Origin of the sequence: Actinophytocola sp. (assembly GCF_035762905.1) — a bacterium.
Classification (GTDB): Bacteria; Actinomycetota; Actinomycetes; order Mycobacteriales; family Pseudonocardiaceae; genus DASYTH01.
The window spans coordinates 36443-51041 of sequence record NZ_DASUCC010000044.1; the positions used below are offsets into that span (position 1 = coordinate 36443).

The window sequence follows — 14599 nt, forward strand, 5'->3', positions numbered from 1 at the left end:
GCGGCCCTCCGGCGCGGAGGCCTGCCACGGTATTGGCGCCGCTCAGCCTGTCCGTCGCCCGTGGTTTGGCCCGATACCTTTGCCCTGCAGGGAAAACGGTCCGATTAGGAGCAGGGAAGGGCACCCACCAGCAGCGCGCGGCCCAGTGCGGTCGTAGCGTGCAGAACACTGCTACCGGTCCGGGTGCTGGTGATCAGGCCGGCTTCCCGCAACACTGTTGCCTGTTTGCTCGCCGTACCGACGGACGTGCCCAGCAGTTGGGCGAGATCGCTTGTGCTGCGAGCTTCAAGCAGGGCTCTGAGACATTCCGCGCGAGTACGCCCGAGCAGGGAGACCACGGCGGGCGGCACATCCACGTCGTGAGCCAGGTCGCCACGCTGCCATGCCTGATATACCAACACCGGAGGAAGTGCCGGATCAATCCAGGTAATGGGATTACCCCAACAGAAATAGGACGGCACCAGGATGATGCCCCGTCCGTTGAGCTGCACGGTACGCATCTCTGGATACCGGGTCCGCAACACCGCACCGTCCCAACCGAGTACTCCGGGAAGTCCGGCTAACAGCGCGCCGACCCCCTGGGTGGAGAGCACGTTGGCCCGCCGCGCCCGCTCGGTGGCCACCCGTTCGCGCACCTGCATCCATACTGGCTCAAGCAGTAGGTGATGGGTCGCCCGAACTCCGCCGACCAGCTCAAGGAGCGCGCTGCGGTCGGCACGCATCAACGAGCGTGTCCACGACGTTGGCCCGCGGTGGGTGAAAGCGGCCGCCACGTCCGCACCGACCCGGGCGGGCGACACGCTCGACAGGAGTTCGCAAGCCGTATCGAGGTCAGTGACGCTTTGGTGCGGAGTAAGGAAATCCGGGAAGTCGCCAGCTGCGGCTACCAGCGACCGCAGCGGTGTCGTCGCACGCCACCGGCTATCGGCTACCGCCGTGGCGAACCACCCGAGGCGTTGGCGCCAGGCCATGAACGGAACAGGGACCCGGACCTCCTGCGCCAGTTGCAGGCTCAATATCAGTTCCCACATGAGGTCGACGTCGTCGGCAAGCCGAACCCGCTGCAGATCCTCACGGCCGAACACCAACCGCAGCGTCACCCGATCCCTCTCGTCGCCACGACCACGTAGTGATTAGGGAGCTGCCAACGTGGGCACGTTTCCTCGATGGCTAACCCCGCCCCCGCAGAACGGCACACGGTTTGTCGGAGGTGACCAGCCAACGTTACCGGACACCGTGTGACTTCACCGGCATGGAGTAGCGACAATCATTTGGCCAGGCGCGCTGCCGGGTGTGCGGGCCTTGTCGGGCTTATCGTGGTTCGGGTGGAGGCTCGTGATCGCGGTGCAGCGGGTCGTCCTCGGCTGAGGAATGCTGGTCATGTCCGCGGTGTCCGAGCCGTCGCTGTGCCGGAAGCAGTTCCTGGTGGCGTGGGTCGAGCGGCAGCGCCGGATCGTCCTGCGGGGCATTCTGCTGCTGGTTTGTGCGAACATCCTCGGCTTTACGTCACGACTCTTGTATCTGGTGCCGCGACCGGAGCTGCGGGATCAGGTGCAGGCGGCCGACTGGGTGGTTGTGGGGCTGGCGTTGCCGGCGGCCCTGGTGATCGTGTGGGTGCGCTTCGGCCGGTCAGGATCGGTGCTGCGACCGCGGTTGCTGGGGTATGCGGGCTTGTTGGTGGTGGCGTGCGCCGGTGCCGGATTCGTGACGGCTCCGCCGAGCGGGGACGGCGCCGTGCTGGGGTCCGCCGCCGTGGTGGCGGCGTTGTGGCTGCCGCCGGTGCTGTCGTGGCTGTTCGGGCGCCGGGCGAAACCGGCGGCGCCGTCGCGTCCCGCGCCCGGTTCGTTCCGGGGGAGGGCGGAGCCGGCGCCGGGTCATGTGTGGTTCGCCGAGGTTCCGTTTGATGACGTTCCCGGGGCCAAGGACCGTCCCTGTCTGGTTGTGCGGACCTTCGCCCATCACGCCGAGGTACTCAAGATCACTAGCGTCGACAAGCGGGGACGGTCGGAGTACGTGCGCATCCCGACCGCGACCTGGGACCGGCGAGCCGATCGGGACAGCTGGCTGGAGCTACCCCGTTGCGCACACTTCCCTACACCGTCTTCCGCCGCCCCGCGGGACGCTGTGACACCCGGCTCCGGCGCAAGGTCCGCCAGTTGTACGGCGTATCGCTCTAGCGCCGGCCTGATCGGCGCGGGCGCCGGGCGGGCGGCATCTGCCGGCGCGGCGGCAACGCCGGCCGCTTGCGGGGGGTGATCGAGGTGGGCGGTGGTGGCGCCGGCCGAACCGGGACCGACCGGACCGGGATGGGCGGCGGAACCATGCGCGGCGACTCGGGCGGCGGCGGGCTCGGCCGGGCGCGGCGGCGGCGCGGCTCGGGTGCGAGCAACCGGCTGGTCACCGGTACCGACGGCGCGAACTGTTCGACCACCGTCCGGAGCTGCGTGACATCCCGGTCGTCGTCCAGCCACCGCCGGGCCTTGCCCCGGGCGAACCGGAACTCGACGGAGTGGGCGGAGCGCCACCGCAACACCCGCCGGTCCCGGAACCGGAGCCGGGTGACCAGCGTGACCCCGGTGATCTCCGCCCAGTCGTACCGGCGCGGCCGGAGCCGGACCAGGTAGACCCCGGCCTCGTCGACGATCAGCGAGATCCCTTCCCGGTCGCTGCGCCGCCGGGAAAGCAGCCTCGGCACCAGCCACGAGGCGGCGATCGCCGCTCCGAGGGCCACGGCGGCGGACGCGACCCAGACGATCGCCGACCACCGGTTGACGAGCATGTCGACGACGCCGAACCGAATCGTGCCGCCGATGATCACCAGCGTCGAATTGACCGCCGCAAGGGCAGCGCAGAAGACGAACAGCCAGCCCCAGTCGTTGGGCCGCACCTGCCTGGCCCGCTGCACGAACACCTCGCGGCGAACCGGTGTTCCGCCTGCCATGCCTCCGCCCTCGATGCCGGACCGTCGAAGCCATGCTGGCTCGGCCCGGCCGGCCGCACAACCGCGACGGACCGGAAACCTCCGGCAGCCGACCGGACTATCGCCGGTTGGGCTCCAAGATTCCCTTGCCCAGATAGCGATGCAGCACCTCGGGCAGCTCCACCGTGCCGTCCGGGCGCTGGCCGTGCTCGACCAGCGCGGCCCACACCCGCGGGGTGGCCACGGCCGAGCCGTTGAGCGTGCAGACCGCGGCGGTGCGCCCACTCTCCGGGCGGTAGCGGATGTTGCCGCGCCGGGCCTGGAAGTCGGAGCAGCTGCTGACCGAGGAGACCTCGAGCCACTTGTCCAGGCCGGGGGAGTAGACCTCGAGGTCGAAGGTCCGGGCCGAGGAGAACGTGAGGTCGGCCGTGCACAGATCGACCACTCGGTAGGGAAGCCCCAGCGCCTGCAGCGATTTCTCCGCGTTGGCCAGGATCTGGTCGAACTGCTCGCCGAGCTGTTCGGGCCGGCACAGGTGCACCAGCTCCACCTTGTGGAACTCGTGCAGCCGCTGCATGCCCCGGGTGTCCTTGCCGGCGCTGCCCGCCTCACGCCGGTAGCACGCGGTGGCGGTCACGTACTTCAGCGGCAGGGCGTCGAGCAGCTCGTCGCGGTGCAGGCCCATGAGCGGAACCTCACCGGTGGGAATCGCCCACAGGTTGTCCAGCGTGGTGTTGTAGGCGTCGTCCTGGAACTTGGGCAGGTGTCCGGTGCCCACCATGATGTCCTGCCGGACGAAGTGCGGGACGATCAGCTCCTCGTACTCGTCGCGGTGCAGGTCGAGCCCGAAGTTCACCAGGGCGCGCAGCAGCCGGGCGCCGTCGCCGCGCAGCACCGAGAATCCGGAGCCGCTCAGCTTGGCCGCCCGGTCCGGGTCGAAGAGGCCCAGCTCGCCGGCGATCTCCCAGTGCGGGCGGGCGTTCGGGTTCGGCACCGCCTCCGGGCCGCGGTAGCCGACGATGACGTTGGCGCTCTCGTCGGTCCCGACCGGGGCGTCCGGCGAGGGCAGGTTGGGCAGCAGCAGCAACAGGTCCCGCTCGTGCTGCTCGGCCTCCCGGGACGCGGTCTCCATGGTGGTCAACCGGCTCTTCAGGTCGGCGACCTCGGCCCGGGCCCGCTGGCCGGCCTCCGGGTCGGTGCTCATCAGCCGGCCGACCTCTTTGGACCGGCGGTTCATCTCCGCGCGCAGGTCGTCAAGTTCCTTGCGCAGCGAACGCCTGCGGAGCACCGCGTCCCGGGTGGCGAACACCGCGGACTCGTCGGTTCCCTTGGTGGCTAGGCGCTTGGCAACGTCGTCGGTATCGTCCAGCAGGACGGTGAGATCAAGCACGACACTTCCCGTTTCCTGGGTGCGGCGACACCCCGAGATGAACGCCGGAAGCATAGCGGACACGCTGAGTAACCCGCTCGGCTTATCCGGCTGGCTAGGCTCACCCGGGTGGAGCAAGTGATGTCCAAGGACGGGACGACGATCGCGTTCGACCGGAGCGGCGCCGGTCCCACGGTGATCCTGGTCGGCGGGGGTCTGGACGATGGCACCGAGAACGCGGCGCTGGTTCCGGTGCTGGGCCGGTGGTTCACCGTCTACAACTACGCACGCCGGGGCCGCGGGGCGAGCGGCGACACCGCTCCCTACGCCCTGGAACGGGAGATCGAGGATCTCGACGCGCTGGTCCGCGTGGCCGGCGGCCCGGCGCACGTGTTCGGCGCTTCGTCCGGCGGCGCCCTGGCCCTGGAAGCGGCCGCGGCCGGACTGGCCTTCGACCGGATCGCGGTGTACGAGGTGCCCTACGCCACCGATGCCGAAGCGGTGCGGCGCTGGGCGGAGTACACCGCCGAACTGGCCGCGGTGCTCGCCGAGAACCGGCGCGACGAGGCGATCGCGCTGTTCATGCGGCTGGCCGGGTCCTCGGACGAGGAGATCGCAGGCGCCCGCGCGTCGACGTTCTGGCCCGGTCTGACCGCGCTCGCGCCCACCCTCGCCTACGACGCCGCCTGCCTCGGCGACGGCCGGCCACCGGCCGACCGGCTGGCCACCGTCCGCCAGCCGGTGCTCGTCGCCACCGGCGGGCGCCCCGACCCGCACATGTCCGGCCTGCAACCGGGTTTCTTCGACGAGGCGGCGGACGCGATCACGGCAGCGCTGCCCAACGCCGAACGCCGCATCGTCGAGGGCGTGTCGCACGTCGCCGATCCGGAGCGACTCGGCGCGGTGCTCGGCCGGTTCTACACCGCGGGCGCGGCCGCCTCCGGTGGGCTGACGGCAAGACCGCGCAGCAGCGGAAGGTAGATCTCGTCGACCAGTTCGACGACCGTCTGCTCGGTCAGCGCGGCGCGCTGCAGGATGGCCTCGGAGCGGATCAGGTCCAGGGGCAGCCGGGCGGCCCGGCCCGGTAACGGCACGTCCGGCAGCTCGCCGCGCTCGGCGGCGCGGTGCACCATCCGGGTGATGGCCTCGGCCAGCGGCGTGGACCGGAGCCGTTCCTGGAGCAGGGCGACCACTGCCGGGTCGCGGAAGGCCTCACCCATCACGCCGGCGATCATCTCGTTCATGATCTGGTCGGTGCGCTGGGCGATCCTGGTGAACAGGGCGAGCAGGTCGGAGCGCAGCGCACCGGTGTCGATCGGCTCGTTGGTGGACGGCTGGCGGCTGGTCCATGCGGCGAGCACCAGCGCGGCGCGGTTCGACCAGCGCCGGTAGATCACCGGTTTGCTGGTCCCGGCCCTGGCGGCGACGCCCTCGATGGTCAGCCCGGTGTAGCCGACCTCGTCCAGTTCGGCCCAGACGGCATCGAGGATCGCCTGTTCCAGCTCCTGGCCCCGGCGCCGGGTTCGCCCTCGGGTCACCCAGACTCCTTAAACACGTTGCGTATCTTAAGAGGGTAGCCTACGTTGACCATGTTGGAAACGGATCGTTTCTCTGGAGGGGGAATCTCGTGCTGATCCGTCTGCTGCGCTCCTACCTGCGCCCATACCGGCGCGAGCTGACGGCCGTGCTGGTGTTGCAGCTGATCGGAACCATCGCGTCGCTGTACCTGCCCAGTCTCAACGCCGACATCATCGACTTCGGCATCGTCACCGGGGACACCGGCTACATCGTGGCCACCGGTGGCTGGATGCTCACCGTCACCACGCTGCAGATCGTCTGCTCGGCCGGCGCGGTCTTCTTCGGCGCCCGCACCGCGATGGCGTTCGGGCGGGACGTCCGGGGCGAGATCTTCCACCGCGTCGGCCGGTTCTCCGCACGTGAGGTGGCCCAGTTCGGTCCGCCGTCGCTGATCACCCGCACCACCAACGACGTGCAGCAGGTGCAGCTGCTGGTGGTGATGTTGTGCACGATGTTCGTCACCGCGCCGATCATGTGCGTGGCCGGGGTGATCATGGCGCTGCGCGAGGACGTCGGGCTGTCCTGGCTGCTGCTGGTCTGCGTGCCGGTGCTGGTGATCGCCATCGGGCTGATCGTGGTGCGGATGGTGCCGCAGTTCCGGAAGATGCAGGACCGGATCGACCAGGTCAACCGGGTGCTGCGGGAACAGCTGTCCGGCATCCGGGTGGTCCGGGCGTTCGTCCGGGAGCCGGCCGAGACCCGGCGGTTCGCCGACGCCAACACCGCGCTCACCGACACCGCGCTGCGGGTCGGCCGGTTGCAGGCGTTGATCTTCCCGACCGTCATGCTGGTCCTCAACGGGTCCAGCGTCGCCGTGCTGTGGTTCGGCGCGTACCGGGTCGGCGCGGGGGAGATGCAGATCGGCGCGCTCACCGCGTTCCTGAACTATCTGATGCAGATCCTCATGTCGGTGATGATGGCGACGTTCATCTCGATGATGATCCCGCGGGCCGCCGTGTGTGCCGAGCGGATCAACGAGGTGCTGGACACCGAGCCGTCGGTGAACCCGCCGCCGGAGCCGGTCCGCGAGCTGCCGGCCCGGGCCGAGCTGGAGTTCCGCGGCGTGGAGTTCCGCTACCCGGGTGCGGACGAGCCGGTGCTGCGGGACATCTCGTTCCGCGCCGAGTCGGGCCGGACCACCGCGATCATCGGCAGCACCGGATCGGGCAAGACCACGCTGCTCTCCTTGGTTCCCAGGCTGATCGACGTCACCGGCGGGGAGGTGTGCGTCGACGGCGTGGACGTCCGCGAGCTGGACCCGGACGTGCTGCGCGACCGGATCGGCCTGGTGCCGCAGCGGGCATATCTGTTCACCGGCACCGTGGCCAGCAACCTGCGCTACGGCAATCCGGACGCCACCGACGAAGACCTGTGGCAGGCCCTCGAGATCGCGCAAGCCCGCGACTTCGTCGAGGAGATGCCCGGCGGGCTGGACGCGCCGATCGCGCAGGGCGGCACCAACGTGTCCGGCGGCCAGCGGCAGCGGCTGTCCATCGCAAGGGCGCTGGTTCGCCGGCCGGAGATCTACCTGTTCGACGACGCGTTCTCGGCGCTGGACCTGGCGACCGACGTGGCGTTGCGGGTGGCACTGCGGCCGCACACCCGGAAATCCGCCGTGGTGATCGTCGCCCAGCGGGTGTCGACCATCCTCGACGCCGACCAGATCATCGTGCTGGACAACGGATCCGTGGTCGGCATCGGCAACCATCGCGAGCTGCTCGGCAGCTGCCCGACCTATCGGGAGATCGTCGAGTCGCAGCTGACCCCGGAGCAGGTGGCCTGAGTGAGCGAGCTTGCGAGCGAACCATTGAGCACAGCACCGGCGCCGAGCCTGCGAGGCGGCGGGCCGGCCAGCACCGAGCTTGCGAGGTGATGGGGAGATGACGACGCAGACAGCGAGTCCGCGGCCGCAGCCGTCCCCGATGGGCCGGGGCTTTCCCGGAATGGGTATGCCGGTCGGCAAGGCGGAGAACTTCGGCGTGTCCGCGCGGCGGTTGCTGGACCGGATGCGGCCGGAGCGGTACGCGCTGACCGCGGTCGTCGCGCTGGGCGTGACCAGCGTCGCGTTCGCCGTGGCCGCGCCGAAGATCCTCGGGCACGCCACCGACATCATCTTCGCCGGGGTGCTCGACCCGCGGGCCGGGATCGACTTCGGCGAACTGGCCGAGGTGCTCGCCTGGGTCATGGTGCTGTTCCTGGCGTCGTCGCTGTTCGCCTGGGTACAGGGCCGGCTGCTGAACAACGTGGTGCAGCGGGTGGTGTTCCGGCTGCGTGAGGACGTCGAGGCGAAGCTGCACCGGCTTCCGTTGCGCTACTTCGACGGTCAGCCTCGCGGCGAGCTGCTTTCCCGGGTCACCAACGACATCGACAACGTCTCGATGACGCTGCAGCAGACGCTGAGCCAGATGCTGACCTCGCTGCTCACCGTGGTCGGCGTGCTGGTCATGATGTTCACGATCTCCTCGCTGCTGGCACTGATCGCGCTGGCCGTGATCCCGCTGTCGGTGATCGTCACCGGTCAGATCGGCAAGCGCGCGCAGAAGCTGTTCATCGCGCAGTGGCGGCAGACCGGTGCGCTCAACGCGCACATCGAGGAGGCGTTCACCGGCCACCAGCTGGTCACCGTGTTCGGCCGGCAGCGCGAGTCCGAGACGGAGTTCCGGCGCCGCAACGAGGAGCTGTTCGAGTCGGCGTCCGGCGCGCAGTTCATCTCCGGGCTGATCATGCCGTCGATGATGTTCCTGTCCAACCTGAGCTACGTCGTGGTCGCGGTGGTCGGCGGGCTGCGGATCACCTCCGGCGCGATGACCCTCGGCGAGGTGCAGGCGTTCATCCAGTACTCCCGGCAGTTCACCATGCCGCTGACCCAGGTCGCGTCGATGGCCAACCTGATGCAGTCCGGGGTCGCGTCGGCCGAGCGGGTCTTCGAGCTGCTCGACGCCGAGGAGCAGGAGCCGGATCCGGTGGACGCCGCGGAGATCGCGGGCCGCCGGGGCCGGGTCGAGTTCGAGAGCGTCAGCTTCGCCTACCGCCCCGAGGTTCCGCTGATCGAGAACCTGTCCCTGGTGGCCGAGCCGGGCCACACGGTGGCGATCGTCGGTCCCACCGGAGCCGGCAAGACCACCCTGGTCAACCTGATCATGCGGTTCTACGAGCTGGACGCCGGCCGGATCACCCTGGACGGGGTGGACATCACCCGGTTGCGCCGGGACGACCTGCGCTCGCAGACCGGCATGGTGCTCCAGGACACCTGGCTGTTCGGCGGCACCATCCGGGACAACATCGCCTACGGCAGGCCGGATGCGACCGAAGAGGAGATCGTCGCCGCGGCGAAGGCCGCCCATGTCGACCACTTCGTACGGGTCATGCCGGACGGCTATGACACCGTGATCGACGAGGAGGCCACCAACGTCAGCGCCGGCGAGAAGCAGCTGCTCACCATCGCCCGCGCCTTCCTGGCCAGCCCCTCGCTGCTGATCCTCGACGAGGCCACCAGCTCCGTGGACACCCGCACGGAATCCCTGGTGCAACACGCGATGGCGGCCCTGCGCTCATCCCGCACCAGCTTCGTCATCGCGCACCGGCTGTCCACCATCCGCGACGCCGACCTCATCCTGGTGATGGAGTCCGGCCGGATCGTCGAACAGGGCACCCACACCGAACTGCTCGAACGCCGCGGCGCCTACCACCGCCTCTACGCCGCCCAGTTCGCCGCCCCCGACCCGACGTAGCCGGGACCGGTCAGGGTAGGTCGGGCTGGCGGGTGTGCCAGTCGGTGGCCTGCTGGTAGGCGTGGGCGACGGCGGTGAGCAGGGGTTCGGACCGGGCCGGGCCGATGAGCTGTGCGCCGATCGGCATGCCGGATTCGGTGAAGCCGCAAGGGAAGGCGATGGCGGGCAGGCCGGTGAGGCTGGCCGGCAGGGTGTACGGGGTGAGCAGCGGGATCAGCGGTACGCCGTCCCATTCGGAGATGCCGTGCGGCAGGTCGGTGATCGGCGACGTGGGAAGCAGGATCACGTCCACCCGGCCGAACAGCTCGGCGTAGTCGCGCCGGATGGCGGCGCGGACCCGTTGGGCGTGCAGGAAGTCGGCGATCGGAACGGTGAGGCCGGCTTCCAGCACCGACTGGATGTCCTGGGGGAACGGGGCATCCCGCAGCACGTGCGCGCGGAACTGGGTGGCGGCCTCGGCGAAGGCCAGGACGGTGGCGGCCGCCTGGCTGATCTGCGGGGACGGGAGCGTCACGTTGATGAGTTGGGCGCCCTGGTCGCGCAGGACGTCGGCCGCCGCGTGCTGGTCCGGGGTGGCCACGTCGGCGACGCCGATCCGGACCCGGCGCGGGTCGACCGTGACGATCGCGGGTTCGGCGGGGGCGGTTCCGGTCAGCACCTGGAGGAGCAGCCAGCAGTCCTGGGCCGTGCGGGCCATCGGGCCGACGGTGTCGAACGAGGCCGCCAGCAGCATCACGCCGGTGCGCGGGACCAGGCCGAAGGTGGGTTTGATCGCGGTGGTTCCGCAGAACGCCGAGGGCAGCCGCAGCGAGCCGCCGGTGTCGGTGCCCAGCGCCATCGGAACCTGGCGGGCCGCCAGCGCGGCGGCCGAGCCGCCGGACGATCCGGAGGTCATCTTGGCGGGATCCCACGGGTTGCGTACCTGGGGAGTGGACACGCCGTAGGCGATCTCGTGCGTGGCGGTCTTGCCGACCAGGATCCCGCCTGCCGACCGGATCCTGGTGATGACCGTGGCATCCCAGCGCGGCATCCGGCCGGCGAAGGCCTGGCTGCCGTACTCGGTCGGGGCGTTCACCGTGTCGATGAGATCCTTGGCCGCGAACGGAATCCCGTGCAACACGCCGGTCGGCGGGCCGGCGGCCAGCCGGGCCTGCGCGCGGGCCGCGTCGTCGGTCAGTCGCACGAACGCGCCGAGCAGCCGGTCGGTCCGCTCGATCGTCTCCAGGCACGACTCCAGCAGCTCCGCCGGCGCCAGCTTGCCGTTTCTGATGGCCAGCGCGGCATCGATCACTCCCAACTCCGCCGGCCGCGTGCCCGCGACCGCCCCGGCCGCAGCCGCCTCGACCACCACGAGCCGCTCGTCCACCGCAGCCTCGGGCACCTCGTCATCCCCGATGCCCTCGACCTCCGCGATGGCCCGCGACGACTCGGTGAGAAACGGAGCCGCCCAGGCCAACCGGTCGAGACGCTCCGCGGTCGGCTCCATCCCCACCCAGGTAGCGATCGGCTGCAGATCCATGGCAGCACTGTAGCGGCGCGGCTCCGATCCTCGACGCATCCATTGCGAGCGCCGAGGATCGGAGCGTGGGGCCGGGGTCAGTTGGGCCAGTTGCGGGAAACGAATCCGAGCCGCATGCGTTGCGGATGGTCGCCGACGTCGGCGCGGGCGACTTCCTGTCCGGTGGCGTAGGAGATCGCGGAAATGGTGTCGGTGCCGCTCCAGGAGACGAAGCACAGGTTCCCGTCCGCGCTTCGGGTGGCCCAGTACGGCTTCTGGCCGGCGCGGACCAGTCCCTGATTCTGGAAAGTGGTTCGGGACACGATGGTCGCGTAGTCGGACATCGTGCCGGCCACGCAGATCTTCGTACCGGCGGTGTTCATGACGATTCCGTGATGCGCCGAGTCGAGCAGGTAGGACGAGCGCGGCAGGTTCGGGACGAGGTTGGGCAACTCGGCGACCCTGGTCACCTGGTCCAGTTGCAGGTCGTACTCGACGAACCCGTGGAAGAACGAGACCTGGAAGTACACGAACCGCTCGTCCGGGGAGAACGTCATCGGCCGCACCGCCGCGCTCATGTTCGGGTGACCGGCCGCGGCGAGCTTCGCGCTCATGTCGATGCGCTTGACCACCTGGTTGGTATCGCGGTCGTAGATCTGGAAGAACCGCTCGCCCTTAGTGGTGTCCAGCAGCGGGTGGTCCAGCGGGGTGTAGACGGTGCCGATGCTGGCGTTGACGATGTGCCGGCCGCCGCCGATGTAGGTGTTCTCGTGCGGCGAGTCGCCGGTGGGGAACCGGCCGACCTCCCGTCCGGTGGCCACGTCGAGCAGGTGCACCACGTTGCCGGTGGATGCGGAGACCGCGACCTGCCGACCGTCCGGGGACAGCGCCATGTGGTCGGACCGCAGCCCGGAGACCGGGAACCGCCAGGCGAGCCGGCCGGTCCGGATGTTGATCGCGGCAACGTCGGCCAGGCTCGGCCGGGAAACGATCAGCAACTGGCCGTCCGGCGAGGTGTACATGTCGTCGACGAACTGGTCGTTCCCCTCGCCGATGAGCTGCCGGATGGCCAGGAAGAACACCAGGCGAATGGGATTGAGATAGATCTCGATGAGCCGTTGGGTGCGGTCCGGCACGACGTTGAGCGAGCCGACCCGGTCCAGCTCACCGTCCGCGGTGAGCACGTCGACCGTTCCGTCCCAGTTGTTGCCGACGAACAAGACTTGGCGGAGCTGGTCGTTCTGTGCGGTCGCCGCCGGTGTGGCCGGGCCGGCGAGCAGTGCCGCCGCCAGGGTTGCCACCAGCGCACCTGCCCCGATCCTGCGCATGGCACGGTCCTTTCTCCGGTCTCGCGTCGCGGTAGGTTACTGAGAAGTAACCGGGATGCGTACCATGATGGCGGCCGATTTCCCCGCAGCAGGCTGGAGTTTTCCCAGACTTGGAGGGAAGGCGTTGTGACGCAGCACGATCTGGCCGAGGCCCGGCTCCCGTTCGGGGGTGTCCCCGGACACCAGCGCCTCGCCGAGGCCGCCGGCGAGCTGGTGCCGCGGGTGTTGGAGCGGGTGGTCGCGGAGCTGCCGGCCTATGCGCGGCTGCCTCGGGAGGAGCTGCGCGGCGACATCGTGCGGATCATCGAGCGCGGCATCCAGTCGTTCGTGCACATGCTGCGCACCGGCCAGCCGCCGTCCGCGGGGCTGCTCGCCGCGCTGCACGACGACATCGTGCAGCGGGCCGAGGAGGGCATCCCGGTGGAAGCGGTGCTCAGCGCTCACCACATCGGAGTCCAGGTCTGCTGGGACCACTTCAGCGACCAGGCCCGGCCGGAGGAACTGGCGACCGTGATCGAGGTCAGCAAGCTGCAGCTGCGCTACCTCAGGGACGTCACGGCGGTGGTGTCGGCCGGGTACTTCCAGGAGCGGCAGCGGATCTTCACCGAGGAGCACGCCGCCCGGCAGGCACTGCTGTCCGCGCTGCTGGCCGGCGAGCGGATCACCGACGCCGCGGCGCACGCCGGCATTCCGCTCGCGCCCGCCTACGTGGTGCTCGGTCTGCGGGTGGCCGCGCACGGCGATGAGCAGTGTCCGGAGGTGGACGCCGCAGTGGCCGCCCGTCGCAAGATCCGCAAGCTGCGCACCGAGCTGGAGCGCACGGCCGGCGACCCGGTGCTGTCCCGGCTCACCCCGGCCGGGGGTCTTGTGGTGCTGCCGGCTGCCGACGAGGACCACGAGCCCGGCTGGGCCCGGGTCGCCAAGATCGTGCTGTCCGCCAGCCACGCCGCGGGTGCGGCGATCACCGCGGGCGCCGCGCTGGCCGCACCCACCTCGGTGGGACCGGCCGCCGACATCGCCCGGGAGGTGCGCGAGATCGCCTTCGCCGCCGGGTTTCCGCCCGGCGTGTACGACCTTTCCGATGTGGCGCTCGAGTTCCAGCTGTCCCGCCCGGGCCCCGCCCGGGAGATCCTCGCCGCGCTGGTGCAGCCGCTCACCAGAACCCCCGAGCTGCTGCAGACCCTGGCCTTGCACGTCCACTGTGGACTGAACCGCCGCCGCACCGCCAAGGAGCTGCACGTCCACCCGAACACCGTCGACTACCGGCTGCGCAAGATCGGTGAGCTGACCGGGCTGGACCCCACCCACCCGGACCAACTCGCCCGGATCCGCGCCGCCCTCGTCGCCCGCCAGGCCCTGCATCCCGCCGACCCGCCGCTCACCGACTGAAGCCGACGGCCCTTGCCGGGGGGCGACGTTTCACCGCCGGTAGGGGAGGACGGCCCAGACGATCTTGCCGCCGGTCGGCGCCGGGCAGCTGCCCCAGACGACCGACAGCGCCTCGACGAGCATCAAGCCGAGGCCGATCGGAACGTCCCGGCCGGCGGTGCCGGGCGACATGAACTCCGGGCCGTCGTCGGCGACCGCGAGGGCGAGCCGGTCCGGGCTCAGGTCCAGGCGCAGCGACGGCATCCCGTTACCGTGCCGAACGGCGTTGGCGACCAGGGCGTTGGCGATCGCGGTCGCGTCCTGGTCGAGGGCGTCACCGTCGCCCCACCTTCGCAGCGTCCGGTGGATGAAGCCGCGCGCGGCCACGCAGGACCGGGCGCCGTTCGGGAGCACGATCACCGCCCGCCGGTGCGGCGACGGCTCGTCGAGCACACCTAGCGCCTCGGCGACGGTGGTGAAGACCGGCACGGCGTGGCTGACCCCGAGCCGGCTCAGCCGGCCGCGGCGGACCGGATCGGGCTCCACCAACAGGACCGGCAGTCCCGGCCAGTCCGCCATGCGCAGCCGGACCGTGGGGAACACGGACAGGGTGGCGGGGGTGGGGATCCGCAGCGCGCCGATGTCGGCCACCACGGCGCGGGTGGACTCGATCAGATACCTGATCAGCGTGTCGCGCAGCACCGCGTACGAGGCCAGGTCCAGCGTGCCGGACACGGTGAGCACCGCGACCTCGTCGAACTGCTCGGCCTCGATGAGCAGCGACCCGTGCGCGGTGACCATCCCTGC

12 protein-coding genes are annotated in these 14599 nt (G+C 70.2%); 5 read left to right on the plus strand and 7 right to left on the minus strand.

All coding sequences use genetic code 11. The features are described from left to right. Positions 1 to 104: 104 nt before the first annotated feature. Positions 105 to 1100, minus strand: coding sequence for a winged helix-turn-helix domain-containing protein (locus VFV67_RS08590; protein ID WP_326468605.1), 996 nt, complete (start codon positions 1098 to 1100; stop codon positions 105 to 107). A gap of 280 nt (positions 1101 to 1380) precedes the next feature. Between VFV67_RS08590 and VFV67_RS08595 the strand changes: the two genes are divergently transcribed. After that, positions 1381 to 2256 (plus strand): hypothetical protein, encoded by an 876-nt coding sequence (locus VFV67_RS08595; protein ID WP_326468606.1) that lies wholly within the window; start codon positions 1381 to 1383, stop codon positions 2254 to 2256. Here VFV67_RS08595 and VFV67_RS08600 read toward each other — a convergent pair. Then, a complete protein-coding gene (locus tag VFV67_RS08600; RefSeq protein WP_326468608.1) occupies positions 2174 to 2941 on the minus strand; it encodes a hypothetical protein in 768 nt (255 codons plus the stop codon). The genes VFV67_RS08595 and VFV67_RS08600 overlap by 83 nt on opposite strands. Positions 2942 to 3038: 97 nt before the next feature. Continuing rightward, complete coding sequence (gene serS, locus VFV67_RS08605; protein WP_326468610.1) at positions 3039 to 4310, minus strand: serine--tRNA ligase; 1272 nt, start codon at positions 4308 to 4310, stop codon at positions 3039 to 3041. 108 nt (positions 4311 to 4418) lie between these two features. Between serS and VFV67_RS08610 the strand changes: the two genes are divergently transcribed. Continuing rightward, entirely contained in the window at positions 4419 to 5270 is an 852-nt protein-coding gene (locus VFV67_RS08610) for an alpha/beta fold hydrolase (protein WP_326468611.1), read from the plus strand. On the opposite strand, the gene VFV67_RS08615 is transcribed toward VFV67_RS08610, so the two are convergent. Further along, positions 5207 to 5827 (minus strand): TetR/AcrR family transcriptional regulator, encoded by a 621-nt coding sequence (locus VFV67_RS08615; RefSeq protein ID WP_326468612.1) that lies wholly within the window; start codon positions 5825 to 5827, stop codon positions 5207 to 5209. The two genes, VFV67_RS08610 and VFV67_RS08615, sit on opposite strands and share 64 nt — an antisense overlap. Positions 5828 to 5916: 89 nt before the next feature. On the opposite strand from VFV67_RS08615, the gene VFV67_RS08620 reads away from it, so the two are divergent. Both VFV67_RS08620 and VFV67_RS08625 read left to right on the plus strand, forming a co-directional pair. Next, the gene (locus VFV67_RS08620; RefSeq protein ID WP_326468613.1) at positions 5917 to 7650 is read left to right on the plus strand and encodes an ABC transporter ATP-binding protein; all 1734 of its coding nucleotides are present in this window, start codon (positions 5917 to 5919) and stop codon (positions 7648 to 7650) included. Positions 7651 to 7747: 97 nt separating this feature from the next. After that, positions 7748 to 9598, plus strand: coding sequence for an ABC transporter ATP-binding protein (locus VFV67_RS08625; protein ID WP_326468615.1), 1851 nt, complete (start codon positions 7748 to 7750; stop codon positions 9596 to 9598). A 10-nt stretch (positions 9599 to 9608) separates the two neighbouring features. Here the strand turns inward: VFV67_RS08625 and VFV67_RS08630 are convergent, their stop codons facing one another. Together VFV67_RS08630 and VFV67_RS08635 are read right to left on the minus strand one after the other, a co-directional pair. Further along, the gene (locus tag VFV67_RS08630) at positions 9609 to 11117 is read right to left on the minus strand and encodes an amidase (RefSeq protein ID WP_326468616.1); all 1509 of its coding nucleotides are present in this window, start codon (positions 11115 to 11117) and stop codon (positions 9609 to 9611) included. 77 nt (positions 11118 to 11194) lie between these two features. Then, positions 11195 to 12424 carry a YncE family protein gene (locus VFV67_RS08635; RefSeq protein ID WP_326468618.1) on the minus strand — a complete coding sequence of 410 codons (1230 nt, stop codon included), beginning with the start codon at positions 12422 to 12424 and terminating at the stop codon, positions 11195 to 11197. A gap of 126 nt (positions 12425 to 12550) precedes the next feature. Here VFV67_RS08635 and VFV67_RS08640 point away from each other — a divergent pair, with 126 nt between their 5' ends. Then, positions 12551 to 13813: a helix-turn-helix domain-containing protein gene (locus tag VFV67_RS08640; protein WP_326468619.1), complete on the plus strand. Its 1263-nt coding sequence runs from the start codon at positions 12551 to 12553 to the stop codon at positions 13811 to 13813. Between the two features lie 30 nt (positions 13814 to 13843). Here VFV67_RS08640 and VFV67_RS08645 read toward each other — a convergent pair whose 3' ends face one another. After that, a complete protein-coding gene (locus tag VFV67_RS08645) occupies positions 13844 to 14593 on the minus strand; it encodes an STAS domain-containing protein (protein WP_326468621.1) in 750 nt (249 codons plus the stop codon). Positions 14594 to 14599 lie beyond the last annotated feature (6 nt).

Bases quoted from the DNA above. Each gene is read 5' to 3' on its own strand.
- VFV67_RS08595 (WP_326468606.1), top strand. From the start codon at position 1,381: ATGTCCGCGGTGTCCGAGCCGTCGCTGTGCCGGAAGCAGTTCCTGGTG.
- VFV67_RS08600 (WP_326468608.1), bottom strand. From the start codon at position 2,941: ATGGCAGGCGGAACACCGGTTCGCCGCGAGGTGTTCGTGCAGCGGGCC.
- VFV67_RS08625 (WP_326468615.1), top strand. From the start codon at position 7,748: ATGACGACGCAGACAGCGAGTCCGCGGCCGCAGCCGTCCCCGATGGGC.
- VFV67_RS08630 (WP_326468616.1), bottom strand. From the start codon at position 11,117: ATGGATCTGCAGCCGATCGCTACCTGGGTGGGGATGGAGCCGACCGCG.
- VFV67_RS08635 (WP_326468618.1), bottom strand. From the start codon at position 12,424: ATGCGCAGGATCGGGGCAGGTGCGCTGGTGGCAACCCTGGCGGCGGCA.
- VFV67_RS08645 (WP_326468621.1), bottom strand. From the start codon at position 14,593: ATGGTCACCGCGCACGGGTCGCTGCTCATCGAGGCCGAGCAGTTCGAC.